This is a genomic window from Rathayibacter sp. AY1A2 (genome assembly GCF_002930935.1).
Lineage (GTDB): Bacteria > Actinomycetota > Actinomycetes > Actinomycetales > Microbacteriaceae > Rathayibacter.
The window spans coordinates 14,447-39,874 of the sequence record NZ_PSTP01000007.1 but is presented as its reverse complement, the minus strand read 5'-3'; the positions used below and the strand labels follow the sequence as shown (position 1 = coordinate 39,874).

Below are 25,428 nucleotides of genomic sequence, written 5' to 3'. Positions count from 1 at the left end.
TGGGGTCGTCGACTGCTGCATCCTCCGAGGCTAAGCCCGACCCGCCGCCCGGACGCGGCGTGACGCGGTGGTCGCGCCGACTCGCCCGCGAGCCGCCCCTGTGGAGGAGCGGATCAGTGCCGGCGGTGGTCCTGGATGGTCATCCGCGGGCCGTGCCGCGGCTTCCTCGCTCCGCTGCAGCCGATCAGCCGGATGACCCGCTGCCGGTGCCCGCGCCACGGCTCGAGGAGCTCGAGCATGCCGTCGTCGTCGACCCCGAGCCGGCCCGTGAGCGCGAAGCCGACGGCCGCGGCCAGGTGGTAGTCCCCCACGCTGACCGCGTCCGGATCTCCGTGGGCGCGCATCATCACCTCGGACGCCGTCCACGGCCCGATCCCCGGCACCGACTGCAGCCGGCGGGCGACCTCGTCGCCGCCCCGCCCGAGCGCGAGGGTCCGCTCGAGGCCGGAGGCGACGAGCGCGGCGGTGAGGACGGTCCGCGAGCGCCGCGGATCCACTCCCGCGCGGTGCCAGTCCCACGAGGGCACGCGCCGCCACTGCTGCGCGCTCGGAGCCACGTGCAGAGCGACCGGCCCCGGGGCGGGCTCCCCGTGGAGGCGCACCAGCACCCGGTAGGCGCGCCACGCCTCCGTGCTCGTGACCTTCTGCTCGAGGACCGACGGCGCGAGCATCTCGAACACCAGGTTCGCGCGCGTGAGGCGCAGGCCCGACGAGCGGCGGAGCACCTCGGCGAGCGGCGCGTGGGCCGACAGGTCGAGCCCGCTCCAGTCGTCGCCGTGGCCGAGGAGCTCGGGGACCGCGTCGATCAGCCACTCCGCCCCCCCGCCCCAGGCGCGCGCGTGGACCGCGCCGTCCGCCGCCTGCCGCAGATGCAGGGTGCCCGGGCCGAGCGGCGTGCGGAACGCCCGCCAGAAGCCGGACGCGTCGAGGAGCATGGTCGGGTCGCCCGAGCCCCGCAGCAGCGTGCGGAGGGTGAGCGCGAGGCTCACGGGCTCCGACGGCGCGTAGACCGTCGCCCAGGAGGGCTCGGGAGCAGGCGCGGGGATCGACACGCAGTGATGGTAACCGGCGGCTCCGACACCGGATCGGACGCTCCTCCGCAGAACCCCCATCCACGACGTGTTCGGAGCGACACACCCGGCGGATTGGTTCAGACGGCGTGAACACATGCGCGGATCCGATCGCCCGTTTCCACTGGTCAGCAGGTCGGTCCCGGGCGTAGCTTCGCGCTGTCGCGGCGGCGCTCCAGCCGCCCGGCACCCGCCTATCACTGGAGATGCGCACATGTTCGACACGACCTTCATCCGCAACGCGATCGTCAAGAGCTCTGAGACCGCTCTCGACCGTCGCCGCTTCTTCGAGGCCACCGGCGTCGCCGGCCTCGGCATCGGAGCCGCGGCCCTCGCCGCGCCCACCGCCTCCGCCGAGGAGGTCGCTGCCAGCGGCCCCAGCGACGCCTCGATCCTCAACTTCGCCCTCAACCTCGAGTACCTCGAGGCCGAGTTCTACCTCCGCGCCGTCTACGGCACCGGCCTCGGCGGCTCGGACGTGACCGGCAAGGGCACGCCCGGCGGCGTCATCGGCGGCCGCCCCGTCGACTTCAAGACCCCGTGGCTGAAGAGCTTCGCCACCGAGGTCGCGAACGACGAGAAGGCCCACGTGCAGTTCCTGCGGGCCGCGCTGGGCACCGCGAAGGTGGCCCGCCCGGCGATCAACCTGAAGGACAGCTTCAACTCCGCCGCCGTTGCGGCGGGGCTGATCAAGGCCGGTCAGTCGTTCGACCCGTTCGCGAGCGAGTCGAACTTCCTGCTCGGCGCGTTCGTCTTCGAGGACGTGGGAGTGACCGCCTACAAGGGCGCCGCCCCGCTCATCCAGTCGAAGACCTACCTCGACGCGGCCGCCGGCATCCTCGCGGTGGAGGCGTACCACGCGGGCGCGATCCGCTCGGCGATCTACGCCGCCGACCTGTCCGACTCGGCGAACAAGCTCTCCGACGCGCGCGACAGCCTCGACGGCAAGACCGACCTCGACCAGGGCGTCAAGGTCAACGGCCAGGCGAACATCGTCCCGACCGACGGCAGCTCCATCGCGTTCAGCCGCACCCCGGGCCAGGTCCTCAACATCGTGTACCTGAACCCCGCGGCCGGGACGCGCACCGGCGGATTCTTCCCCCGCGGCGTCAACGGCGAGCTCGTCACGACCTAGTCCCACCAGCACCGAGCACGACGACGGGCCCTTCCTCGAGGCGGCGAGGAGGGGCCCGTCGTCGTCCGCGTGCACATCCGTTCACCGGGTCCTCTAACCTGAGCGGGTGAAGATCGGGATCCTGACCTCCGGTGGCGACTGCCCCGGCCTCAACGCCGTCATCCGCGGTGCCGTCTACAAGGGCATCAAGGTCTACGACCAGGAGTTCGTGGGCTTCCGGAACGGCTGGCGCGGAGTGGTCGACGGCGACCTCCTGCCCCTGGGCCGCCCCGAGATCCAGGGCATCGCCAAGCAGGGCGGCACGATCATCGGCACCAGCCGGACGAACCCCTTCGAGGGCGAGAACGGCGGCCCCGAGAAGATCGCCGAGATGATGGACCGCAACGGCATCGACTCGATCATCGCGATCGGCGGCGAGGGCACCCTGGCCGCGGCCAAGCGCCTCACGGACGCGGGCCTCAAGATCGTCGGCGTCCCGAAGACCATCGACAACGACCTCGGCGCCACCGACTACACCTTCGGCTTCGACACCGCCGTCGGCATCGCGACCGACGCGATGGACCGCCTCCGCACCACCGGCGACTCGCACGGCCGCTGCATGGTCGCCGAGGTCATGGGCCGCCACGTCGGCTGGATCGCCCTGCACTCCGGCATGGCCGCGGGCGCCCACGTCATCCTCATCCCGGAGAAGCGCACCTCCCTAAACCAGATCGTCGAGTGGGTGCAGAGCGCGCAGGACCGCGGGCGCGCACCGCTCGTCGTGGTAGCCGAGGGCTTCTCGCTCGACACGATGGACGACGCCCACTCCGAGCGCGGCCTCGACGCCTTCGGCCGGCCCCGCCTCGGCGGCATCGGCGAGCTGCTGGCCCCGCTCATCGAGGAGCGCACCGGCATCGAGACCCGCGCCACGACGCTCGGCCACATCCAGCGCGGAGGCACGCCCACCGCGTTCGACCGCGTCCTCGCGACCCGCCTGGGCATGGCCGCCATCGACTCCGTCGTCGCCGAGCACTGGGGCCGCATGGTCGCCCTGCGCGGCACCGACATCTACCACGTGGACTTCGCCGAGGCGCTCGGCACCCTCAAGACGGTCCCGGACGCCCGCTACGAGGAGGCGCGCACCCTCTTCGGGTAGCGCGCGCTCCCCGCGGAGCGGGTCAGCCCTTCGCGCCGTCCGGCGTCGCCGTGGCGACGATCTGCGCCCGCGCGAGGGTGTGGAAGTGCGCGTTGAAGCCGAGGATCGCCGGCGTCGACTCCGGATCGAGGTCGAGCGACTCGACGTCGAGGGCGTGCACCACGAAGAAGTAGCGGTGCTCGCGGTCCGGCGGCGCCGCTCCGACGAACTGGCGCAGCCGCATCTCGTTGGGCAGCGTCTGCGCGCCCGCCGGGAGCAGCTCGAAGCCGGCGGCTCCGGCTCCCGTGGGGAGCTCCGTGGTGTCGGCCGGGAGGTTGTAGACGGCCCAGTGCCAGAAGCCGGAGCCGGTGGGCGCGTCGGGGTCGAACACCGTCACGGCGAAGCTCTTCGTCTCGGCGGGGGCTCCCGACCAGCGCAGGTGCGGCGAGACGTCCTCCCCGCCGGAGCCCTCGCCGTAGTGGCGGGCGGACAGGGGCGCACCGTCGGCGATGTCGTCGCTCTCGAGCGCGAAGGTCGGCACCTCGCCGAGGCGGGCGTAGGGGTCGTAGGTCCAGTCGGACATCCGGTTTCTCCGTTCGGGAAGGGCGGGCGGGGGCCCGCGCCCTCAGCCTAGGAACCCGGCGGTGCGCGCCGAAGGGCTTGCGGAGGGGGTCAGGACCCGAGATAGCGCCCGGGCCGGTGGTTGAACGTCAGGACCAGGTTGAGCACCACCACTCCCGCCGCCGAGATCAGCACGTTCAGCGGAGGCACCACCAGCAGCGCGGCCGCGACCACGCACGCGTCGAGCGCCATCATCACGTAGCCCGCCCGCCAGCCGAGCCGCTCCTGCGCGATCAGGGCGACGATGCTGAATCCGCCCAGGCTCGACCCGTGCCGGAAGAGGATCAGGAGGCCGATCCCCGCGAGCACGTCGCCCGTGAGGACGCCGTAGACGGGCTCGATCCGCAGCTCGCCGAACGCCAGCGGGTGCAGCCCCGCCAGGACCGAGACCAGCACGATCGAGAACATGGTCCGCAGCGTGAACCGCCAGCCCTTCTTCCACAGCGAGAGGGCGAGGAACGGCACGTTGACCGTGACGAGGATCACGCCGAACGGGATGTCGAGCGGGTACCCCAGCAGCAGCGCGAGACCCGCGGTGCCGCCCGTGACCGCCTGGCTCGCGCGCAGCAGGTAGAGGCCGAGCGACACGACGAACGCACCGGTGACGAGACCGAAGACGTCCTCGAGGCGGGAGTGCGGCACGGGGGCGGAGGCGTCGGGCACCCGACGATGCTGCCACACGCCGCGCCCCGGTCCGGACGTCCTCGTAAGATGTGCCGGTGCTGCCGAAGATCCTGCTGTTCTACCGCTTCGTGCCGCTGGCCGACCCCGAGTCCGTGCGGCTCTGGCAGCGCGAGCTGTGCGAGTCGCTGGGCCTGCGCGGGCGCCTGCTGATCTCGGAGCACGGGGTGAACGGCACGCTGGGCGGCGGAATGGACGCCCTGAAGCGCTACGTCCGCCGCACCCGCGAGTACTCGGCCTTCCGCGGGCTCGAGGTGAAGTGGAGCGACGGCTCCGGCCTCGACGACGCTGGCCGCAGCCTCGACTTCCCCGGTCTCTCGGTGAAGGTGCGCGACGAGATCGTCTCGTTCGGCGCGCCCGACGAGCTGCGGGTGGACGCCGACGGGGTCGTCGGGACGGCTCCGCGGCTCGACCCGGACCAGCTGGACGCCCTGGTCGCCGAGCGCGACGACGTGGTGCTCTTCGACGGCCGCAACGCCTTCGAAGCCGAGATCGGCAGGTTCGAGGGGGCGATCGTGCCGGGGGTCTCCAGCACCCGCGAGTTCGTCGAGCAGCTCGACGCCGGCGTCTACGACCACCTCAAGGGCCGGCCCGTGGTCACGTACTGCACCGGCGGCATCCGCTGCGAGGTGCTGTCGAGCCTGATGACGGCGCGCGGCTTCGGCGAGGTGTACCAGCTCGACGGAGGCGTCGTCCGCTACGCCGAGGCGCGGCGCGACCGCGGTCTGTGGAAGGGGGCCCTGTACGTCTTCGACGGCCGCGGCTCCGTCTCCTTCTCCCCCGACGCCGAGGTGCTGGGCCGCTGCACCTCGTGCGCCGCGCCGACCAGCCGGATGCGCAACTGCACCGACCTCTCCTGCCGCGCCCAGCTCGTCGTGTGCGCGGACTGCGATGCGGCGGCCTGCGCCGCGCACGCGGGCCCTACGCTCGTGCCATGAGCATCGAAGCGCGCGGACGCACCCTCGTCGACCTCCACACCGCCCCCGAGCTGCTGCAGGTGGTGAACGTCTGGGACGTGATCAGCGCGACCACGATCGCCGCGCTCCCGGAGACCCGGGCGCTCGCGACCGCCAGCCACTCCATCGCGGCGGCGTTCGGCTACGAGGACGGCGAGCGGATCCCGCTGGAGCTGCACCTCGGCATGATCGAGCGCATCGTCGCCGCCGTCGAGGTCCCGGTCTCGGCCGACCTCGAGGCGGGCTACGGCGACGCGGGCGAGACGGTCCGGCGCGCGATCGGGATCGGAGTCGTGGGCGCGAACCTCGAGGACCAGGCGAAGCCGCTCCCGGAGGCGCTGCGGGCGGTCGAGAAGGCCGTCGCCGCGGCCGAGGAGGAGGCGGTGCCCTTCGCGCTCAACGCCCGCACGGACGTGTTCCTCCGCGCCGGCGACCGCGACCGCGGCGAGGTCCTGGCCGACGCCGTCGAGCGCGGCCGCGCCTACCTCGACGCCGGCGCCACCTGCTTCTTCGTCCCCGGGCTGCTCCAGGACGCCGAGCTGGAGTCCCTGGTCGCCACCCTCGGGCGGCAGCGCGTCAGCGTCATCGGCGTCCCCGGATCGCAGTCGCCCGCCCGCTTCGAGGAGCTCGGGCTGGCCCGCGTCTCCTACGGTCCGTGGACGCAGCGCGTCGCCCTGACAGCGCTCCAGGACGCGGCCGCCGCCCTCTACTCCGGCGGATCGCTCCCCGAGGGCACCCGACCCCTGAACTGACCGCCCGGCCGCGGGCCCGCGGGCGTAGCGTGGGCCCATGTACCGAGCCATCGTCGTCGAGCGGCACTCCGACTCCGACACCGACACCCCCAACCGAGCCCGCCTCCTCGAGCGCGACGATCCCGACCGCTCGCACGGCGACGTGTCGATCGCCGTCGAGTACTCGAGCGTCAACTACAAGGACGCCCTGGCGCTGGCGGGGCGGCCCGGGATCGTGCGCCGCACCCCGCTCGTCGCCGGCATCGACCTGGTCGGCACCGTGGAGTACGCGGACGGCGAGGCGGGCGAGCGCTTCGACTCCGGCGACCGGGTGGTGCTCAACGGCGCCGGCCTCGGCGAGCGCCACGACGGCGGGCTCGCCGAGCGGGCGCGTGTCGACTCCGCGTCGCTGCTCCGGCTTCCCGGCGCCATCTCGGCGGCACGGGCCGGAGCGATCGGCACCGCGGGCTTCACGGCGATGCTGGCCGTGCTGGCGCTCGAGCGGCACGGCGTGCGGCCGGGCAGCGGTCCCGTCCTGGTGACGGGGGCCTCGGGAGGCGTGGGGTCGCTCGCCGTCGCGCTCCTAGCGCGCCTGGGCCACGAGGTCGTCGCCTCGACCGGCCGGCTCGGCGAGCACGGCGCTCTGCTCCAGCGCTTGGGCGCCTCCGACGTCATCGACCGCGCCGAGCTGCAGGAGGGCGGGAAGCCGCTGCAGTCCGAGCGCTGGGCGGGAGCGGTGGACTCCGCCGGCTCGCACACGCTCGCGAACGCCCTCGCGCAGACGCGGTGGGGCGGGACCGTGGCGGCATGCGGTCTCGCGCAGGGGCCGGACCTGCCGGTGAGCGTGATGCCGTTCATCCTGCGCGGAGTGACGCTGGCCGGCATCAACTCGGTGGAGGCGCCGCGCAAGCTCCGCGAGGAGGCCTGGCGCCGCCTGGCTCACGACCTCGACCTGGAGCTGCTCGACGAGCTGACGACGACGGTGCCGCTCGGCGGGGCGGTCGACGCGGCCGAGGACGTGCTCGCCGGCCGCTCGCATGGTCGGACGCTGGTGGATGTCCGCGCCTGAGTGCACGGCGTCGCCGGAGGGCGTCCGCCCGCCTCGAGCGTGGAGGAGGGGGCGCCCCGGCCGGCGCTGCGGGGCGGCTGCTCGTGCGGCGGTGCGCTACTCCGCAGCCTCGGTGGCGCCGCTCGGCTCGGCCGACGCGTGACCGACGGAGGAGTCGGGGCGCGCGGCGCGGGGCTTCGCCGGCGTGCGGGGCTTCGGCGCGGGCTTCGCGGCCGGAGCCGGCTTCGCGGGGGCGGGCTCGGCGGACTCGGATCCGGCGGGCTTCGGCTCGGCGGGCTTCGATCCCGCGGACTTCGGCTCGGCGGGCTTCGGCTCCGCGGGCTTCGGCTCGGCGGGCCTCGGCTCCGCGGGCTTCACCGGGGCTGCGGACTCGATCGGCTCGGAGCCGATGACGTCCACGGGCGCGGATCCCCCGGACCCGGCCGGCGTGCTCGCGGCGGTCCGAGCACTCGTCTTCGGAGCGGCCTTCGGAGTGGCCTTCGGGCTCTTCGGAGCGGCCCCCGCTGCTGACTCCGTCGGAGCCGCGACGTCCTCCGCGGCGCCGTCCGCCTCCGGAGCCGCGGTCGCCGCTGCCGCCGCGCTCCCGCCGCTCGCAGCCTCCCGGCCCTCGACCACCGTCGCCGGACCCGCCGCCTCCGCGGCCACGGCCGCGGCCTCCGCCGCCTTCGCCTTCTTCTTCGCGCGCTTCTCCGCGGCGGCCGCCTGGGCCCGCTCCGCCTGCTCGGCGACCTCGGGGACGATCACGAGGTCGTCGGTCTCGATCACGGGGATCGCCGCGGTCGTCGTCCCCAGCTGGAGGGCCGCGATCAGCTCGGGAGCGTGCTTGGTGCTCACGATCAGGCGGGAGTAGTCCTCGTCGACCAGGTCGATCACGACGGCCGAGGCGGTGCGCTTGATCAGCAGGAAGTCCTTGCCGCCGTGGAACTTCCACGTGCCGGCCGCGAGCGTGAGCGGCACCGCGGTGCCCGGCGCGCGGATGCCCCGCACCCAGATCCAGGGGTCCTCGGTGACCGTCGCCGAGCGGATGCTCGACCGGTCGACGACGACGTCGCTGCGATGGAACGCGAGCAGTCGCTCGGCCGCGGTGAGGCGGAGTTCGAGGCGGTCGGGGAGCACGGTCACGACGGGCATGCCTCTAGTCTGCCCCGCCGCCCGCCGCCGGGTCAGCGCCGGATCGCACAACGATGCCCCGCCGCCCGCGTGGGTGGCAGCATGGTCGGATGCCGATGGATCCGGACGAGGCGCGCCTCCTCGACGCGCTACTGGCCGAGCGGCAGGCCGAGACGCGCGACGAGGCGGCCCGGCTCGAGGCCTCGCTGGCCGAGCTCCTGCGCGACCGTGCCGACGGCACCGCCGATGACGAGCACGACCCGGAGGGCACGCCGCTCTCGGCCGAGTGGTCGCGGATGGCCGGAGTCCGCGACGCTCTCGCCCGCACGGCGCGCGAGCTCGACGCCGCTCGCGCCCGCCTCGGCACCGGCGGCTACGGGGACTGCGCCTCGTGCGGCCGCCCGATCGGGGCCGCCCGCCTCGCCGCCCGGCCCACGGCCGAGCTCTGCATCGACTGCGCCCGTCTGGCGGAGTCGCGCATCCGCTGACGCCCCGCGAGGCGAGCCTGCGGCGCGCCCTCCGCCTGAAGGCCCCCACAGATCCCGGCGTGCGGAAACCCGGTTTCTCCTGCGAGCATTCACATCCGGTCGCGTCCCTCGAACAGGTCTGACGGACCACCCCCTCCCCCCCCCCTGCTCGAAAGGCACTCCTGCGATGACCGAGACGTCGACCGCCCGATCGACCGGCGCCCCTCCCGCCCCCGACAAGCGCGCCTGGCGCTCGCTGATCGTCCTGCTCGCGGGCATGTTCATCGCCCTGCTCGACACGACGATCGTGAACGTGGCGCTGCCCACCATCCGCACCACGCTCGACGCCTCCGAGTCGACGCTCTCCTGGATCATCTCCGGCTACGCCCTCGCGTTCGGCCTCGCCCTCATCCCCGCCGGCCGCCTCGGCGACCGCTTCGGGCACAAGTGGGTCTTCGTCAGCGGCATCGCCCTCTTCACCGTCGCCAGCTTCGCGTGCGGACTGGCCGCGGACGACACCCAGCTCGTCATCGCCCGCATCGTGCAGGGCCTGGCGGGCGGCGTCTTCGTCCCGGCGGTCAACGCCTACATCCAGCTCCTCTTCCGCGGCCCCTCGCGCGGCAAGGCCTTCGCGGTGATGGGCGCGGTCCTCGGCGTCTCGTCGGCGCTCGGCCCGATCATCGGCGGCCTGATCATCCAGGCCTTCGGCGACGAGAACGGCTGGCGCCTGGTCTTCTGGGTGAACCTGCCCATCGGCGTCGCGACCCTGATCGCCGCCGCGGTCCTCCTCCCCGCCCGCCGCGACCTCGAGGCCGGCGACCGCGCCCCGAGCGGAGGCGTCGACTGGCTCGGCCTCGTCCTCGTCTCCGGCGGCCTGGTCGCCCTGCTCGTCCCGCTCATCCAGGGCGAGGACGAGGGCTGGCCGCTGTGGACCTTCCTCTCGATCGCCGGCGGAGTCCTGCTCCTCGCCGCGTTCGGCGCCTGGGAGGTCCTCCACGTCCGCCGCGGCCGCGCTCCCCTGGTGCCGCCGTCGCTGTTCCGCCACCCGGCCTTCACCGGAGGCGTGATCCTCGCGCTGGTCTACTTCGCGGCCTTCACGAGCATCTTCTTCACCATCTCGCTGCTCTGGCAGTCGGGCCTCGGCCACACCGCGCTGGAGTCGGGCCTGGTGTCGATCCCCTTCGCGATCGGCAGCATCATCAGCTCCTCGCAGAGCAACCGGATGACCGCGCGCCTGGGGCGCAACGTCCTGGTGATGGGCAGCGGACTGCTCGCCATCGGGCTCGGCTGGGTCTGGCTGGTGCTGCTGACCGCGACCCCGGACTCGATCAGCAACTGGCAGCTCCTGCCGCCGCTGCTGATCGCGGGCCTCGGCAACGGCTTCTTCATCGCCCCGAACGTGCAGTTCATCGTCTCGACCGTCGACCCGCAGGACGCGGGCGCGGCGAGCGGCGTGATCTCGGCGATCCAGCGCATCGGCTCGGCCGTGGGCATCGCGGTCATCGGCAGCGTGCTGTTCGGGAGCCTCGTCATCACGGGTCCGGACACGGTCGCCTCGGGCTTCCTCGACGCCGCGGCTCCCGCGATGCTTCTCAGCACCCTGATGGCGGTCGCCGCCTTCGCGCTGGTGTTCGTGCTGCCGAAGTCGGTCTCACGCCGGGGCTGAGGGCCCCTGCCCGGTCGCCGCACGCCGACGGCCGGGCGCGCGGGACGCCCGCCGCTCCAGTGCGGCGGGCGCCTCCCGCCTGATCCGCGGGTGGCCCATGAGCCTACGCCCGAGCGGCCGCCGCGGCCTTCGCCGCCGCCGGCAGCGCGTCCACGATGCGCCCGATCGCCGCGTCGTCGTGCGCGGCCGAGACGAACCAGGCCTCGTACACCGACGGCGGCAGCGAGACGCCCGCGTCGAGCATCGCGTGGAAGAACGCCGGGTAGCGGAACGACTCCTGCGCCTGGACCTCGGCGTAGTCCCGCACCGGCCGGCCCAGGTCCGTGAACATGAAGCTGAAGAGGCTCCCGGCCGTCTGCACCGTGTGCGCGACGCCCTCGGCCGTCAGCGCCGCCGACACCTCGCGCTGGAGCGTCAGCGCCGTGGCGTCCAGCGAGGCGTAGACCGCGTCGTCGGCCAGCTGCAGCGTCCGGATGCCCGCGGCCACCGCGACCGGGTTCCCGGAGAGGGTGCCCGCCTGGTACACCGGCCCCAGCGGTGCCAGGTGGTCCATGACGTCCGCACGGCCGCCGAGAGCCGCGACCGGCATCCCTCCGCCGATGACCTTGCCGAAGGTGTAGAGGTCGGCCCGGTACGGAGCCTCGGCGCCGCGGTTCTCGAGCCCCCACCAGCCGCCGGCGCTCACCCGGAAGCCGGTCAGCACCTCGTCCATGATCAGCAGCGATCCGTTCGCGTGCACGAGCTCGGCGAGGGCCGCGTTGAAGCCCGGGTCCGGAGCGACGACGCCCATGTTGGCGGCCGCGGCCTCGGTGATGACCGCCGCGATGTCGGCGCCGCGCTCGGCCAGGACCGCGCGCACCGCCTCGAGGTCGTTGTACGGCAGCACGATCGTCTGGGCCGCGGTCGCGGCCGTGACGCCGGCGGAGGCGGGCAGCGAGAGGGTCGCGAGACCGGAGCCGGCATCGGCGAGCAGCCCGTCGGAGTGGCCGTGGTAGTGGCCGGAGAACTTGATCAGCAGGTCGCGGCCGGTGACGCCGCGGGCGAGGCGGATCGCCGTCATCGTCGCCTCGGTGCCGGTGGAGACCAGGCGGAGCTTCTCGATCGGCGAGACTCCCCCGGCCGTGATCCGCGCCTCGACCAGCTCGGCGAGATCCGTCTCGGCGGGAGTGGACGCGCCGAACGAGAGACCGCGGGCGGCCGCCTCCTGCACTGCCGCGAGGACCTCGGGGTGCGCGTGCCCGAGGACCGCGGGGCCCCAGGAGCAGACGAGGTCGACGTACTCGCGCCCGTCCGCGTCCGTGATGTACGGGCCGGCGGCCGAGACCATGAAGCGCGGGGTCCCGCCGACCGAGCGGAACGCTCTGACGGGCGAGTTGACGCCTCCGGGGATCGCGTGCCGGGCACGCTCGTACAGGGTGTCGTTCGCCGAGGTGGTCACCCCTCCAGGGTACGCGCGCCGCCCGGCGCCCTCGCGCCGGAGGAGCGCTTTCGGACGAGATGCCGAGGCTCGCTCCCGGGAGTAGGAGCGGCTACTTCAGCAGGTCGCGAGCGATCTCGACGGCCCAGTACGTGAGAACCGCGTCGGCCCCCGCGCGGAGGATCCCCGTGACCGACTCCAGGATCGCCGGCTCGCGCGAGATCCAGCCGTTCGCGGCGGCGGCCTCGATCATCGCGTACTCCCCCGACACCTGGTACGCCCAGACCGGCACGTCCGAGACGGAGGCGACGTCCGAGAGCACGTCGAGGTAGCTCATGGCCGGCTTCACCATCACCACGTCGGCGCCCTCGGCGAGGTCGAGGGTCGCCTCGCGCAGGCCCTCGCGGCGGTTCGCCGGGTCCTGCTGGTAGGTGCGGCGATCGCCCTCCAGCGTGGACTGCACGGCCTCGCGGAACGGACCGTAGAAGCTGGAGGCGTACTTCGCCGAGTACGCGAGGATCGCGGTGTCCAGGTGCCCGGCGCCGTCGAGAGCGGCGCGGATCGCTCCGACCTGGCCGTCCATCATCCCCGAGAGCCCGAGCAGGTGGGAGCCGGCCTCGGCCTGGGCGAGCGCCATCTCCTCGTAGCGGAGGAGCGTGGCGTCGTTGTCGACGCGCCCGCGGTCGTCGAGGACACCGCAGTGGCCGTGGTCGGTGAACTCGTCCAGGCACAGGTCGGTCTGCACGACCAGCGCGTCGCCGACCTCCTCCACGACGACCCGCGTCGCGGCGTTGAGCACGCCGTCGGGGTCGGTCGCACCGGAGCCGACCGCGTCGCGCGTGGTGGGCACGCCGAACAGCATCACGCCGCCGATCCCCGCCTCGGCCGCCTCCGTCACCGCTCCGCGGACGCTGTCCAGCGAGTGGTGCACCACCCCCGGCATCGACCCGATCGGCCGGGCCTCGGTGGTCCCCTCGGCCACGAAGAGGGGCAGGATCAGCTGCGCCGGGTGGATGCGCGTCTCCTGGACGAGACGGCGGAGTGCGGGGGTCGTGCGGAGGCGGCGCGGGCGGATGGCAGTCATGTCCTCCAGCGTAATCCCGCCGTCGCGCCGGGGAGGCGGCTCAGCGGGGAGCGCGCTCCGTGGCGACGGTGGCGACCGCGTCGATGAGGGAGGAGGCCGAGCGCTCATCGGCGACGACGTCGACGCGCAGGCCGAAGGCGCGGGCGTCCTTCGCGGTCTGCGGGCCGATCGCGGCGACGAGGATCGACTCGGGCACCGGGCCGAGCTGCTTCTGGACCTGCTCCGCCACGCTGCCCGAGGTGACGAGGATCGCGTGCACGGCTCCGCCGGCGACATCCGCCACGACGCGCTCCTCCACCGGGACGCCGACCGTGCGGTAGGCGACCACGGAGCGCACGTCGTGCCCGATGCGGGTGAGGCCCTCGGTGAGCAGCGGCTTGGCGATCTCGGACCGCAGCGTCAGCACGCGCAGGGGGTGCCGACCGCCGGTCGCCTCCTCCCACTCGGCCAGGAGGCCGCGGGCGGAGTTGTCCTCGGAGGGGACGAGGTCGACGGAGTACCCGGCGGCGACGAGCGCGGCCGCCGTGGTCTCGCCGACCGCCGCCACCTTGGTGCTCGCGGGCACGGTGGTGCGCAGGAGGGACAGGACGTCGACCGTGGTGGCGCTCGTGACGGTCATCCAGTCGAAGGCGCCGGCCTCGAGGTCGGCGAGGGCCTGCTCGAGCGCGGGGAAGTCGTCGGTCGGCGCGAAGTTGATCATCGGAGCGACGACGGGCGAGGCTCCCTTGGCACGGAGAGCGGCGGCGACACCGTCCCCCCACGGGCCTCCGCGGGGGACGAGGATGCGCCACCCCTGCAACGGCTTCTCCCACTGGGAGTAGGCGGCGGGGACGATCACGAAGGGGCTCCCAGGGGTGCGAGTTCGGCGGCACCCGCACCGAGAAGCGCGTCAGCGAGCAGAGAGCCGCAACGGAACGCGGCTTCGACGACGGGCAGTTCGCGACCACCATACTGCGGATCCGCCCGGTGTCGACCACCGCCGACCGAACCGTTATCGACCGGCTCCGCGACCTCCCGTGCGAGGGACGCCGTGCCGTCGACGGCGAAGACCACGCCGTGCAGGACCACGCGGTCCTCCTCGACGACCGCGGAGGCTCCGATCGGAGCGGCGCACCCGGCCTCGAGGGAGGCGAGGAGCGACCGCTCGGCCGTGATCGCCGCGCGGGTCGGCACGTGCTCGACCGCCGCGAGAGCGGCACGCAGCTCCTCCGACGGCTCCTCGTCGCGCACCTCGATGGCCAGCGCTCCCTGACCGGGGGCGTGCGGGGAGACGTCGAAGCCGAGCACCTCGGTGATCGCGTCGACCCGGCCGAGGCGGCGCAGGCCGGACAGAGCGAGCACGATCGCATCCAGCGGCGAGTCGCTGCCGGGCAGCACCCTCCGGAGCCGGGTGTCGATGTTGCCGCGGATGTCCACGATCTCGAGGTCCGGACGAGCGGCCAGCAGCGCCGCGCGCCGGCGGGGCGAGCCCGTGCCCACGCGGGCGCCGACCGGCAGCGTCGCCAGGGTGAGCCCGTCGCGGGCGCAGAGCGCGTCGCGCGGGTCCTCCCGCTCGGGGACCGCTCCGAGCAGCAGGCCCTCCACCGCAGCGGTGGGCAGGTCCTTCAGCGAGTGCACGATCGCATCGCAGCGCCCGGCGAGCAGCGCGTCGCGCAGGGCGCTGACGAACACGCCGGTGCCGCCGAGGGAGGCGAGCGAGCCGCGCATGCGGTCGCCGTCCGACTCGATGCGCACCAGCTCCACGGGGACCCCCGCGGCGGCCGACATCAGATCGGCCGTCATCCGGGTCTGCGCCACCGCGAGCGCGCTCGCGCGGGTGCCGACTCTGATGCTCACGACAGACGACTCCTCATCACGGTGCGACTCCCGCCAGGGCGGGCTTGAACCCCGCTCGCACGTTCTCGCAGCAGCCGGGGCGGCAGACGTCGTACCAGGGGCCGAGCGCCGTCATCGAGGGCCGGTCCTCGGTCGGCACGCCGTTGACGCGCTCGAGGACCAGGTCGATCAGGCCGGAGACGTAGACCGGGTCCGTGCCGGGGGTCGCGACGCGGAGCGCGACGAGTCCGTGCTCCTCCGAGGTCTCGAGGGCCTCGTTGTCGAGGTCCCACATGACCTCCATGTGGTCGGACACGAAGCCGAGCGGGACGATCAGCAGCGCGCGGCGGCCGCGGGCCGGCAGCTCCGCGATGGCGTCGTTGATGTCCGGCTCGAGCCAGGGCTGGGTGGGCGGGCCGGAGCGCGACTGGTAGACCAGCTGCCAGGGCACGTCCTCGTCCGTGGCGGCGGCCATGACGACCTCGGCGACGGCGAGGTGCTGCGCCTCGTAGGCGCCGCCCGGTCCGAACTCGTGCACGTCGACGACGGTGCCGTCGTCGTGGCGCTCGTGGGGTCCGCTGCGCTCGGCGTCGGCCATGGGGATCGAGTGCGTCGAGAACAGCACCTCCACCTCGGACGTGACATCGAGGTCGGGCATCCGCTCGCGCAGCTCGTCGAGCCCGTCGTGGACGGCCTTGATGAACGGCATCACGAAGCCGGGGTGGTCGAAGAACTGGCGCACCTTGTCGATCCGCAGCTCGCCCTCGAGGCCGGTCGCGTCGAGCGCCGCCGCGTAGTCCTCGCGGTACTGCCTGCAGGACGAGAAGGAGGAGTACGCGCTGGTGGCGATGGCGAGCAGGTTGGTGAACCCGCGCTCCTTCGCCTCGGCGACGGCCTCGCTCATGTAGGGCGCCCAGTTGCGGTTGCCCCAGAGCACGGGGAGGTCGATGCCGCGGTTCGCGAGCTCGGCCTCGAGCGCCTTCTTCAACGCGCGGTTCTGCGCGTTTATCGGGCTGACGCCGCCGAAGTGGCGGTAGTGGTGGGCGACCTCCTCGAGGCGCTCCTCCGGGATGCCGCGGCCGCGGGTGACGTTGCGGAGGAACGGGATGACGTCGTCCTGACCCTCGGGCCCGCCGAAGCCGGCGAGGAGGATCGCGTCGTAGGCCACGGGGACCTCGACGTGCTCGGGGCCGGACGCCGCCGCGGGGGTGGCCCCGCGGACGAGGATCGGCTCGCTGGTCGTGTCGCTCATCGGAGCACCTCGGCGATCTGGTCGGCGTCGATGCGCCGGCCTGTGTAGAAGGGGACTTCCTCGCGCACGTGGCGGCGGGCCTCGGTGGCGCGCAGGTCGCGCATGAGGTCGACGAGGTTGACGAGCTCCTCGTCCTCGAGGGCGAGGATCCACTCGTAGTCGCCGAGCGAGAACGAGGCGACCGTGTTGGTCAGGACGGAGCGGAACCGCGAGCCCTGGCGCCCGTGCTGGGCGAGCATCGCCCGGCGCTCCTCCTCGGGGAGGATGTACCACTCGTAGGAGCGGACGAAGGGGTAGACCGTGAGCCAGCGGGCCGGCGCCTTCCCGCGCATGTAGGCGGGGAGGTGGTTCGAGCTGAACTCGGCGTCGCGGTGCACGCCCATCGCGTTCCACGTCGGCAGGAGGCCGACCAGCAGCTCGGTGCGCCGCAGCTCGCGGTAGGCCCGCTGCAGCTCCTCGGGCGCCGGGCCCGTGAGCCACAGCATGATGTCGGCGTCGGCGCGCAGGGCCGAGACGTCGTAGGTGCCGCGGACGGTCACGCCCTCGCTCTCGAGCTGGGCGACGAGGTGCTCGTACTGCTTCACAGCGGGATCCACGGCGTCGCTGGAGAGGGTGAACGGACGTGCGGGATCCCTGCGGAGAACCGCCCAGAGCGTGTATCCCAGGGCCTGATCGGAGTGATCCTGATCGGCGGGGGGCTGCGGCGCCGAAGCGGCGGCGCTCGTGTCGGGGGCGGACTGAACGGGACCCGCCGTGCCGGCGGTCTGATCGGTCATTGATCCATCATCCCTCCGCTCGTGCCGATGCACAAAAGCGGCGGGGGCTCTGGCGCCGGAGGGCCCGGGACGCTAGCGCCCCGGGCCCTCCGGCACTCAGTCCTCGATGATCTGCTTCGCGACGCCCCAGACGACGAGGCCCACGGCGGCGGCGGCGCCGACCGCTCCGGCGATCAGCGCGGAGGGGTTCTGGCGGCGCACCACCTGGAGCTTGCGCTCGATCGTCCGCTGGGCGGTACGCACCTTGCGCGGCACGTTGACCTTGTACTCGATCGCGTCGAGGGTCGCGGCGAGCTCGGAGCGAGCGCGCTCGATGTCGGCCTTCAGCTGGCCGGGCTTCAGCTCCGCCGGGTCGACGAAGCGGGGCGTGGTGCTGCTGACGGATCGCTCAGTTGTCATAGCTGCCCACTCCCTTGAACGCCTGGACGTCCTTCTTGATGCTGTTGATCGAGTCCTGCGGCACCGGCGGCACGGCCTTCTTGATGGTGCGCACGCCCACTAGGGCGAGGATCACGGCCACCAGGAGGAAGAAGACCGTCACGATCAGCGCCGACAGCCAGGCCGGAAGCCAGGAGGCGATGCCGATGATCGCGAAGGCGACCAGCGTCGCCCACGCGGTCAGGAGGAGGAAGGCCGCGACCGCGAACAGGCCGACGGCCAGACCCGCGCTCTTCGCCTTGCCCGCCAGCTCGTTCTTCAGCGAGGCGACCTCGGCCTTGACGAGCTCGATCACGAGGCCGGGCAGGTCGCTGACCAGCTCTCCCAGTGATCGGGCGTTCTTGGGATTGCGTTCGTTCACCACGGGAGCTCCTCGAGGGTGGGACGTGCCGGCCGGCGCGCGCCTGGCACGGCCGGAGGGATGAGCACTAGGCCCTGCTGGTGGAGGTGGACGTCGTCGACCCGCCGGAGCCGGCCGACGCCGCGGCCTCGTCGACCTTCGAGGCCGCCTTGCGGGCGGCGGCCGACGCCTCCGCGTCGCTCGCTCCCTGGGCCTTCCTGCCGCCGGACACGGCCTTGACGACCACCGAGCGCACGACCTCGTACGCCTTGTCCGAGACGCTGCTCAGCTGGGTCTTCGCGGCACCGCCGACGGCGCCCGCGACGTCCTGCACCGGCTGGGTCCGCCAGAAGCGGCCTGCCGCCGAGGCGATCTGCTCGTACCGCTTGCGGCCGGCACGTGCTCCCAGCACGTACCCGGCTGCGGCTCCTGCCACGAAAAGAATCTTGCCCTTCACGCCTACTCCTCGTCCTGGGTCGCTCTCGCGATCGTCCACGCGGTCGGTGACCACTCGTGCCGGGGCACGCCGCACGCTCGCGCGGATGCCTGGGCCTAAGAGTAGCCGTCGGCGTCGCGGGCGTCGCTCGGCAGCCCGACTCCTTGACGCACCAGTCGGCGCCGGATAAGGGCGGCCGTCTCGGCGGCGTGCGGGAGCACCGAGGCGAGGCCCGTGCCCGCGATCCAGGTGCCGGTCACGGCGACTCCCTCGATCGGGAGGAGCGCCTCGCGGAACGCCTCCAGGTGCGCACGGCGGCCCAGCGCCGCGGCGGGCCGGACGTTGGCCCAGCGCACCCGGGCGGAGTCGACGAGCGACGCCGGATCGAGGGCGAGTCCGAGCAGCGTCGAGGCGTCGAGCAGGGCGATCGCGGCCGCCTCGGCATCGGTGCGCCCCTCGAGCGGCGGGCGCTCGCCCGGGCGCCCGTAGGAGAGGCGCAGCACGTGGCGGCCGGGAGGGAGGGAGGCGGCCAGCCAGTCCCACTTCGCGGTCGCGTGCGTGATCGCCTTGGCCGTGACGTCGGTGGCGGTGGGCGCCACGAGCACACCGGAGCCGCGGGGGGCTGCGTCCAGGCGGGCGTCGTCGAGGACGAGGGTCACCAGCTCGACGGAGTCGTGGGGCGCCTCGTCGGCGCGCTCCGCGACGGCGGGGGCGAGGCCGGCCAGCAGCGCCCGGGCGTCGCGCTCCGGCGTCGAGACGATCACCGCTCGGGCGCTCAGAGTGCCGTCGGCGAGGGTCAGGACGAAGTCCCCGTCGGAGCCCTCGAGCCGCTGCACGGAGGCGCCGGTGCGGATCTCGCCGGAGAGGTAGTCGATCCGCTGGACCAGCGCGGCGACCAGGCGGTGCATCCCGCCCTCGAGCCCGCGGACCGCGACTCCGGCCGGGAGGTTCGCGCGGAGGGCGGCCACGGCCCGGGCGAGGGAGCCCGCGCGGGTGAGCGCGCCGTTCAGTCCGGGTGCGGCCAGGTCGACGTCGATGTCGTCCGGCCGGCTCGAGTAGACGCCGGAGACGACCGGCGCGACCAGGTCCTCGAGCACGCGCTCGCCCATCCGGGTGCGCACCAGCTCGGCGAGGGAGTGCGCGCGGCCGATGCGCAGCACCGGCATCAGGGTGTCGAGCCAGGCGCGCCAGGCGCCGCGGCGGCCGATCGCCCGCACGACGTCGGGGGCGAGCGGCGTGCCGGGGATGCCGAGGATGCCGGCCCGGGGCGACGGCACGGAGCGGCCGCCCGAGAGGTGCAGCCACGAGCCGTGCGTCCGGGGCTCGACGATCGACTCGGCGAGCGGGACGCCGTCGAGGGTCAGCGCGGCGAGCGCCCGCTCGACGTGGCCGCCGCGGGTGGCGAAGCTCTCGGCGCCCGCGTCGAGCGCGGCTCCGGCCAGGACGAGCGGAGAGACGGAGCCGCCGACCCGCTCCCCCGCCTCGAGCACCACGACGCGCAGGCCGATGCGCAGGCACTCCGCGGCGGCGGCGAGCCCCGCCACTCCGCCGCCGACGACCGCGACGTCGTACGACGCCGCGTCGCGGGGGCGCTCCTCGCTCACGGCCGCCAGGCGTGCACGAACGCGACGAGGCGCGTGAGCACGTCGGGGTCGGTCTCGGGCGGCACGCCGTGGCCGAGGTTGAGCACGTGCGCGGGGGCGCTCAGGCCCCGGCGGAGCACGTCGTCGACGTGGGCCTCGAGGACCTCCCACGGCGCGGTCAGCAGCGCCGGGTCGACGTTGCCCTGCACCGGCACGAAGCCGCCGAGGCGGTGGTTGGCCTCGTCGAGCGGGATCCGGTAGTCGACGCCCACCACGTCGGCGCCGATGCCGTGCATCGCTCCGAGCAGCTCGCCGGTGCCGACGCCGAAGTGCACGATCGGGACGTTGCGGCGCGTCTCCCCGTGGTCGAACGCCAGGTCGCGCACGTGGACGAGGGCGCGCGCGGAGGCGGGAGCGACGTGGGTCGTGTAGTCCGAGAGCGAGAGCGCCCCGGCCCAGGAGTCGAAGAGCTGCGCGGCGCTGGCCCCGGCGAGCACCTGCGCGCGGAGGAAGCGGCCGGTGACCTCGGCGGTCCACTCCATCAGCTGGGCCCAGGCGGCGGGGTCGGCGTGCATCATCGTCCGCGCGCGCAGGTGGTCCTTGGACGGGCCGCCCTCCACCAGGTAGGCGGCCAGGGTGAAGGGAGCGCCGGCGAAGCCGATGAGCGGGGTGTCGCCGAGGCCCGCGACGGTGCGGCGCACGCCCTCGCGGATGGGCTCGAGCGTCTCGTCGAGCACGGACGGGTCGATCGAGGCGAGCTCGGCGACGTCGGCGGCCGTGCGCACCGGCTTCTCGAGCACCGGACCGCGCCCGGGGACGATGTCGACGCCGACGCCCGCGAGCCGCAGCGGGATCACGATGTCGCTGAAGAAGATGGCCGCGTCCACTCCGTGGCGCCGCACCGGCTGCAGGGTGATCTCGCTCGCCAGCGCCGGGTCGAGGCAGGCGTCGAGCATCTTCGTGTCGGTGCGCAGGGCCCGGTACTCCGGGAGGCTGCGGCCGGCCTGGCGCATGAACCAGACGGGCGTCCTCTCGCCCCGCTCGGAGCGGTAGGCGCGCAGGAGCAGCGAGTCGGCCGTGCGGCCGGCGGAGAGGGGGTGCAGCGGATCGAGCAGGCCGTCGGTGGGGGAGGTCACCGCGGCATTATTCCAGGCGCATCCGTGCATTCCTCCCCAGTCCGGGACCCCGCCCCGCAGAGCGCGGGTAGACTGACGTGGTGCTTCTGTGTCTGACGGCGTCGCACAAGAACGCCAGCTTCGATCTCCTCGAGAAGCTCTCCGTCGACTCCTCCGCCGTGACCGCGGCCCTCTCCGAGGGGATCGACTTCGTCTCCGGAGCCGTCGTCGTCGCGACCTGCAACCGCTTCGAGGCCTATCTCGACATCGAGGAGCCGCTGACCGCCGCGCAGGCCGTCGCCGTCCAGGCCGCCACCGCCGCCGTCAGCGCCGCGACCGGCGTCGAGCAGGACGAGCTGCGCGGGAGCGTCGACGTCGTCTCGGGCGACCGGGTGGCCGAGCACCTCTTCGCCGTCTCCAGCGGGCTCGAGTCCGTCGTGGTCGGCGAGGGCGAGATCGCGGGCCAGGTCCGCCGGTCCCTCGAGGAGGCGCGCCGCCTCGGCACCACCTCCTCCGAGCTCGAGCGGCTGTTCCAGCGCGCCTCGCAGACCTCGCGCGGCATCAAGAACCGCACCGGCCTCGGCAGCGCCGGCCGCTCGATCGTGCGCCTCGCGCTCGACCTGGCCGCGAGCCGCGTCACCGACTGGCGGGCCGCCCGCGTTCTCCTCGTCGGCACCGGCAGCTACGCGCGGGCGACCGTCGCGGCCCTGCGCGACCGCGGAGTGGTCGACATCGCCGTGCACTCCCCCTCCGGCCGCGCCGAGGGCTTCGCCGCCCGCCGCTCGCTCCGGCCCATCGCCGCCGCCGATCTCGCGCTCGAGGCGGTCTCGGCCGACATCGTCATCACCTGCACCACGACCCAGGAGCCGGTGCTCGACGCCGCTCTGCTCGCCGCCGGGCGCCTCCAGGGCTTCTCCCGCGAGCGCCAGCTCGTGATCGACCTGGGCCTGCCGCGCAACGTCGCCTCCGACGTCACCTCGGTCGCCGGCGTCGAGCTCCTCGACCTCGAGACGATCAGCCTGCACGCGCCTCTCGATGTGCTCGACGCGTCGCAGCAGGCGCGCGCGCTCGTCGACAAGGCGGCCCGGAAGTTCTCGGACGTCGCCGACGAGAAGAGCCTCACTCCGGCCGTCGTCGCCCTGCGCGCCCACGTGTTCGACGCGCTCGACGCCGAGATCGAGCGGGCCCGCTCGCGCGGCGACGAGGACGGCCGCACCGAGCAGGCGCTCCGCCACCTCGCCGGCGTCCTGCTGCACACCCCGAGCGTCCGCGCCCGCGACTACGCGCGCGCCGGAGCCCAGGAGGCGTACCTCACCGGGCTCGAGGCCCTCTTCGGCATCGAGGTCCCGGCCGAGCCCGCCGCCGCCGCGCGCCCCGACGCGGACGCCGCCACCGCGTGAGCCTCCGGCTCCCCTTCGACGCGGAGCCGCTGCGCTCCGCGCCGCTGCTCACCGAGCGCCTGCTCCTGCGTCCCCTCGGACCGGAGGACGCCGAGGACCACGCGCGCTACCAGGGCGACGCCGACGCCGTCCGGTTCCTCCGCTGGCCGGTGCGCACCCCCGAGGAGTCGCGGGCGCACCTGCAGCGCCGCCTCCCCTCGACACGGCTCGCCGCCGACGGCGACGTGGCCGTGCTGGCGATCGTCCCCCGGGAGGGCGTCCTCGCCGGGCGGATGATCGGCGACCTCACCCTCATCGCGACGTCCGTCGAGCAGGAGGCGGTCGAGATCGGCTGGGTGCTGCACCCGGAGGCGCAGGGGCGCGGCTACGCGACCGAGGCCGCCCGGGCGCTGCTCGACCTCGCGTTCGACACCCTCGGCGCGCACCGCGTGATCGCGCAGCTCGACGCTCGGAACACCGCCTCCGCCCGCCTCTGCGAGCGCCTCGGGATGCGCCTCGAGGCGCACCACCGGGAGGACGAGTTCTGCAAGGGCGAGTGGACCTCGACCCTCGTCTTCGCCCTGCTCGCCCGCGAGCGCTGACCGCAGGGCCGGCTGGACCGCGCCCGGCGGGACGCCGCCGGCCCGTCCGGTCGGCGGCGTCCCGGGAGGAGTGTCAGGCCCCGCGGAGCCCGGTGAAGAGGTACGACTCGAGCTGCTCGAGCGGGATGCGCTCCTGCTTCATCGTGTCGCGGTCGCGGACGGTCACGGCGTCGTCCTCGAGCGAGTCGAAGTCGACGGTCACGCAGTACGGGGTGCCGATCTCGTCCTGGCGGCGGTAGCGGCGGCCGATCGCTCCGGAGTCGTCGAAGTCGACGTTCCAGAGCTGGCGCAGCTGGTCGGCGACGCGGCGCGCGAGCGGCGAGAGTGCCTCGTTGCGCGAGAGCGGCAGCACGGCCACCTTCACCGGCGCCAGGCGCGGGTCGAGGTGCAGCACGGTCCGCGTCTCGACCTTGCCCTTGGCGTTCGGCGGCAGCTCCTGCTCCTCGTAGGCGTCGACGAGGAACGCCATGAGCGCGCGGGTGAGGCCGAACGACGGCTCGATCACGAACGGCACGTAGCGCTCGTTCTTGTTCTGGTCGAAGAACGAGAGGTCCTTGCCCGAGTGCTCGATGTGCGTCTTGAGGTCGTAGTCGGTGCGGTTCGCGACTCCCATCAGCTCGCCCCACTCGCCCGAGGCGAAGCTGAAGCGGTACTCGATGTCGACGGTGCGCTTGGAGTAGTGGGAGAGCTTGTCCTTCGGGTGCTCGTACTGCCGGATGTTCTCGGGGTTCATCCCGAGCCCGACGAACCAGTCCCAGGCGAGCTGCATCCAGGTCTCCTGCCACTCCTCGTCCGTGCCGGGCTCGACGAAGAACTCGAGCTCCATCTGCTCGAACTCGCGGGTGCGGAAGATGAAGTTGCCGGGGGTGATCTCGTTGCGGAACGCCTTGCCGATCTGGCCGATGCCGAAGGGCGGCTTGCGACGGGCGCTCTGCAGCACGTTCGCGAAGTTGGTGAAGATGCCCTGGGCGGTCTCGGGACGCAGGTAGTGCAGCCCCGACTCGTCGTCGACGACGCCGAGGTAGGTCTTCATCAGGCCCGAGAACTGCTTGATCTCGGTCCACTGGCCGACCTTGTCGGGGTGCTCCGGGTCCGGGATGTCGGCGAGGCCGTTCACGGGCGGGTGGCCGTTGACCTCCTCGTACTTCTCGAAGAGGTGGTCGGCGCGGTAGCGCTTGTGGGTGATCAGCGACTCGGTCAGCGGGTCCGAGAAGACGCCGACGTGTCCCGAGGCGTGCCAGATCGCCGTGGGCAGGATGACCGCGGAGTCCAGGCCGACGACGTCGCCCCGGCCCTGCACGAAGGTCTTCCACCACTGGCGCTTGATGTTCTCCTTGAACTCCACGCCGAGCGGCCCGTAGTCCCACGCGGAGCGGGTGCCCCCGTAGATCTCACCCGAGGGGAAGACGAATCCCCTGTGCTGCGCGAGGGTGATGACTTTGTCGAGGGTGGTGGGTTCTGCCACGGGTTGCTCCTCAGCTGTTCGGGCGCACGGGGCCCCGGCGCGCGCCGGCTGCGCGCGTCCTTCTGGTGTGCCCCCATGGTAGCCGCGGGGGCGCCGCGACGGTCCGCCCGCGGCGGGCATGATGAGCGGATGAGCACCCTCCCGCCGATCGTCGTGTCCGCCGTCGCCGTCCTCCGCGACCGGCGCGTCCTGATGGTCACGGCGCGGGGCCGCGACGTCCTCTACCTCCCCGGCGGCAAGGTCGACGAGGGCGAGAGCGGGATCGAGGCGGCGGCCCGCGAGGCCCGCGAGGAGCTCGGCGCCGTCGCGCTCGGCCTCGAGCCCCTGTTCACCGTCCGCACCCAGGCGCACGGCGAGCCGGAGGGGCGGGAGGTCCACATGAGCGTCTTCGCCGCCGAGCTCGACCGGGAGGCGCGCCCGAGCGGCGAGATCGACTCGCTGCACTGGGTCGACGGCTCCGATGCGGGCCGCTGCCCGCCCGCCGGGGTCGAGACCCTCCGGCTGCTGCGCGCTCTCGATCTCGTCGACTGACCCGCCGGCGCCGGGCCGACCGCGGGGCGGCTAGCCTCGTGGCGTGGAGACGAGACGGCGTGCACGGGACCGGTCGAGCGCGGAGGAGCCGGACCGGCTCGAGCCGGTCCGGCTGGAGGCGGCCGTGCCCATCCTGCGGATCTTCTCGGTCGCCAAGGCGGGCGAGTTCTACGTCGACTACCTCGGCTTCGAGGTGGACTGGGAGCACCGCGCCGCGCTCGACGCCCCCCTCTACCTGCAGGTGTCGCGCTCGGGGCTCCGCCTGCACCTCAGCGAGCACCACCGCGACGGCAGTCCCGGCGCCGCCGTGCACGTCGCCCTCCGCGGAGTCCGCGAGCTGCACGCCGAGCTCGACGCGAAGGCGTACCCCTACCTCAACCCGCGGATCACCCGCACGCCGTTCGGCTTCGCGCTCGACGTGATCGATCCGTTCGGCAACCAGCTGCGCTTCGCGGAGCCGGCCCCGGTGCCGCGCCTGCCCTGATCGGTGCGCGTGCGGGTGCTTGTACAACCTGAGCGCCGACTGATCAACCGTTCACCGGCCGTCCATGCACTTCGGAGTCCCATCCTTTAGC

General features: G+C 73.5%; 27 protein-coding genes. 11 read left to right on the top strand and 16 right to left on the bottom strand.

What is annotated here, in order from left to right; genetic code table 11:
* Nucleotides 1–113: 113 nt before the first annotated feature.
* Nucleotides 114–1,052 (bottom strand): DNA-3-methyladenine glycosylase, encoded by a 939-nt coding sequence (locus tag C5B93_RS08365; RefSeq protein ID WP_258062865.1) that lies wholly within the window; start codon nt 1,050–1,052, stop codon nt 114–116.
* A 232-nt stretch (nt 1,053–1,284) separates the two neighbouring features.
* On the opposite strand from C5B93_RS08365, the gene C5B93_RS08360 reads away from it, so the two are divergent.
* Both C5B93_RS08360 and C5B93_RS08355 read left to right on the top strand, forming a co-directional pair.
* Nucleotides 1,285–2,205 carry a ferritin-like domain-containing protein gene (locus tag C5B93_RS08360; protein WP_104222865.1) on the top strand — a complete coding sequence of 307 codons (921 nt, stop codon included), beginning with the start codon at nt 1,285–1,287 and terminating at the stop codon, nt 2,203–2,205.
* 106 nt (nt 2,206–2,311) lie between these two features.
* Nucleotides 2,312–3,340 (top strand): 6-phosphofructokinase, encoded by a 1,029-nt coding sequence (locus C5B93_RS08355; RefSeq protein WP_104226151.1) that lies wholly within the window; start codon nt 2,312–2,314, stop codon nt 3,338–3,340.
* A gap of 22 nt (nt 3,341–3,362) precedes the next feature.
* On the opposite strand, the gene C5B93_RS08350 is transcribed toward C5B93_RS08355, so the two are convergent.
* Together C5B93_RS08350 and C5B93_RS08345 are read right to left on the bottom strand one after the other, a co-directional pair.
* The gene (locus C5B93_RS08350; RefSeq protein WP_104222867.1) at nt 3,363–3,902 is read right to left on the bottom strand and encodes a YbhB/YbcL family Raf kinase inhibitor-like protein; all 540 of its coding nucleotides are present in this window, start codon (nt 3,900–3,902) and stop codon (nt 3,363–3,365) included.
* Nucleotides 3,903–3,991: 89 nt separating this feature from the next.
* Complete coding sequence (locus C5B93_RS08345) at nt 3,992–4,603, bottom strand: YitT family protein (protein ID WP_258067498.1); 612 nt, start codon at nt 4,601–4,603, stop codon at nt 3,992–3,994.
* A gap of 56 nt (nt 4,604–4,659) precedes the next feature.
* Here C5B93_RS08345 and C5B93_RS08340 point away from each other — a divergent pair, with 56 nt between their 5' ends.
* From C5B93_RS08340 to C5B93_RS08330, 3 genes are read left to right on the top strand one after another with little or no spacing between them, the layout of a single operon-like run.
* A complete protein-coding gene (locus C5B93_RS08340) occupies nt 4,660–5,559 on the top strand; it encodes a rhodanese-related sulfurtransferase (RefSeq protein WP_104249960.1) in 900 nt (299 codons plus the stop codon).
* Nucleotides 5,556–6,329 (top strand): isocitrate lyase/phosphoenolpyruvate mutase family protein, encoded by a 774-nt coding sequence (locus C5B93_RS08335; RefSeq protein ID WP_104249898.1) that lies wholly within the window; start codon nt 5,556–5,558, stop codon nt 6,327–6,329. The genes C5B93_RS08340 and C5B93_RS08335 overlap by 4 nt, the downstream gene beginning before the upstream one ends.
* A 37-nt stretch (nt 6,330–6,366) precedes the next feature.
* Entirely contained in the window at nt 6,367–7,377 is a 1,011-nt protein-coding gene (locus C5B93_RS08330; RefSeq protein WP_104249899.1) for an MDR family oxidoreductase, read from the top strand.
* A gap of 96 nt (nt 7,378–7,473) precedes the next feature.
* Here the strand turns inward: C5B93_RS08330 and C5B93_RS17795 are convergent, their stop codons facing one another.
* Nucleotides 7,474–8,508: a hypothetical protein gene (locus C5B93_RS17795; RefSeq protein ID WP_308471102.1), complete on the bottom strand. Its 1,035-nt coding sequence runs from the start codon at nt 8,506–8,508 to the stop codon at nt 7,474–7,476.
* An 89-nt stretch (nt 8,509–8,597) separates the two neighbouring features.
* On the opposite strand from C5B93_RS17795, the gene C5B93_RS08320 reads away from it, so the two are divergent.
* Nucleotides 8,598–8,975, top strand: a complete 378-nt coding sequence (locus C5B93_RS08320) for a TraR/DksA family transcriptional regulator (RefSeq protein WP_258060010.1) — start codon at nt 8,598–8,600, stop codon at nt 8,973–8,975.
* 166 nt (nt 8,976–9,141) lie between these two features.
* On the top strand, nt 9,142–10,620 hold the full coding sequence (locus C5B93_RS08315; protein ID WP_104233092.1) for an MFS transporter: 1,479 nt from the start codon (nt 9,142–9,144) through the stop codon (nt 10,618–10,620).
* Nucleotides 10,621–10,723: 103 nt separating this feature from the next.
* Here C5B93_RS08315 and hemL read toward each other — a convergent pair whose 3' ends face one another.
* The 11 genes from hemL to hemE form a co-directional block, all read right to left on the bottom strand.
* Nucleotides 10,724–12,058: a glutamate-1-semialdehyde 2,1-aminomutase gene (gene hemL / locus C5B93_RS08310; protein ID WP_104292214.1), complete on the bottom strand. Its 1,335-nt coding sequence runs from the start codon at nt 12,056–12,058 to the stop codon at nt 10,724–10,726.
* A gap of 91 nt (nt 12,059–12,149) precedes the next feature.
* Nucleotides 12,150–13,121 (bottom strand): porphobilinogen synthase, encoded by a 972-nt coding sequence (hemB, locus tag C5B93_RS08305; protein WP_104292213.1) that lies wholly within the window; start codon nt 13,119–13,121, stop codon nt 12,150–12,152.
* Nucleotides 13,122–13,161: 40 nt separating this feature from the next.
* Complete coding sequence (locus C5B93_RS08300) at nt 13,162–13,956, bottom strand: uroporphyrinogen-III synthase (RefSeq protein ID WP_104292259.1); 795 nt, start codon at nt 13,954–13,956, stop codon at nt 13,162–13,164.
* Nucleotides 13,956–14,957, bottom strand: coding sequence for a hydroxymethylbilane synthase (gene hemC / locus C5B93_RS08295; protein ID WP_104283147.1), 1,002 nt, complete (start codon nt 14,955–14,957; stop codon nt 13,956–13,958). The genes C5B93_RS08300 and hemC overlap by 1 nt, the downstream gene beginning before the upstream one ends.
* Before the next feature lie 16 nt (nt 14,958–14,973).
* Nucleotides 14,974–16,188, bottom strand: coding sequence for a ferrochelatase (locus C5B93_RS08290; RefSeq protein ID WP_104269435.1), 1,215 nt, complete (start codon nt 16,186–16,188; stop codon nt 14,974–14,976).
* On the bottom strand, nt 16,185–16,964 hold the full coding sequence (hemQ, locus tag C5B93_RS08285) for a hydrogen peroxide-dependent heme synthase (RefSeq protein ID WP_104292212.1): 780 nt from the start codon (nt 16,962–16,964) through the stop codon (nt 16,185–16,187). Before hemQ ends, C5B93_RS08290 begins: the two co-directional genes overlap by 4 nt.
* Before the next feature lie 96 nt (nt 16,965–17,060).
* The gene (locus C5B93_RS08280; protein WP_104222879.1) at nt 17,061–17,363 is read right to left on the bottom strand and encodes a DUF3618 domain-containing protein; all 303 of its coding nucleotides are present in this window, start codon (nt 17,361–17,363) and stop codon (nt 17,061–17,063) included.
* Complete coding sequence (locus C5B93_RS08275) at nt 17,353–17,763, bottom strand: phage holin family protein (protein WP_258062864.1); 411 nt, start codon at nt 17,761–17,763, stop codon at nt 17,353–17,355. Before C5B93_RS08275 ends, C5B93_RS08280 begins: the two co-directional genes overlap by 11 nt.
* A 67-nt stretch (nt 17,764–17,830) precedes the next feature.
* Nucleotides 17,831–18,199, bottom strand: coding sequence for a hypothetical protein (locus C5B93_RS08270; protein ID WP_146076613.1), 369 nt, complete (start codon nt 18,197–18,199; stop codon nt 17,831–17,833).
* A gap of 95 nt (nt 18,200–18,294) precedes the next feature.
* Nucleotides 18,295–19,782, bottom strand: coding sequence for an NAD(P)/FAD-dependent oxidoreductase (locus C5B93_RS08265; protein WP_258068176.1), 1,488 nt, complete (start codon nt 19,780–19,782; stop codon nt 18,295–18,297).
* Entirely contained in the window at nt 19,779–20,927 is a 1,149-nt protein-coding gene (gene hemE, locus C5B93_RS08260) for a uroporphyrinogen decarboxylase (RefSeq protein WP_104255341.1), read from the bottom strand. The genes C5B93_RS08265 and hemE overlap by 4 nt, the downstream gene beginning before the upstream one ends.
* Before the next feature lie 50 nt (nt 20,928–20,977).
* Between hemE and C5B93_RS08255 the strand changes: the two genes are divergently transcribed.
* Both C5B93_RS08255 and C5B93_RS08250 read left to right on the top strand, forming a co-directional pair.
* Nucleotides 20,978–22,276, top strand: coding sequence for a glutamyl-tRNA reductase (locus C5B93_RS08255; RefSeq protein ID WP_104292257.1), 1,299 nt, complete (start codon nt 20,978–20,980; stop codon nt 22,274–22,276).
* On the top strand, nt 22,273–22,857 hold the full coding sequence (locus C5B93_RS08250; protein ID WP_258059379.1) for a GNAT family N-acetyltransferase: 585 nt from the start codon (nt 22,273–22,275) through the stop codon (nt 22,855–22,857). The genes C5B93_RS08255 and C5B93_RS08250 overlap by 4 nt, the downstream gene beginning before the upstream one ends.
* Nucleotides 22,858–22,930: 73 nt before the next feature.
* On the opposite strand, the gene C5B93_RS08245 is transcribed toward C5B93_RS08250, so the two are convergent.
* Nucleotides 22,931–24,322, bottom strand: a complete 1,392-nt coding sequence (locus C5B93_RS08245; protein WP_104226140.1) for a glycine--tRNA ligase — start codon at nt 24,320–24,322, stop codon at nt 22,931–22,933.
* Nucleotides 24,323–24,451: 129 nt separating this feature from the next.
* Here C5B93_RS08245 and C5B93_RS08240 point away from each other — a divergent pair, with 129 nt between their 5' ends.
* Both C5B93_RS08240 and C5B93_RS08235 read left to right on the top strand, forming a co-directional pair.
* A complete protein-coding gene (locus C5B93_RS08240; protein ID WP_104292211.1) occupies nt 24,452–24,853 on the top strand; it encodes an NUDIX domain-containing protein in 402 nt (133 codons plus the stop codon).
* Nucleotides 24,854–24,896: 43 nt separating this feature from the next.
* On the top strand, nt 24,897–25,337 hold the full coding sequence (locus tag C5B93_RS08235) for a glyoxalase superfamily protein (RefSeq protein WP_208543318.1): 441 nt from the start codon (nt 24,897–24,899) through the stop codon (nt 25,335–25,337).
* Nucleotides 25,338–25,428 lie beyond the last annotated feature (91 nt).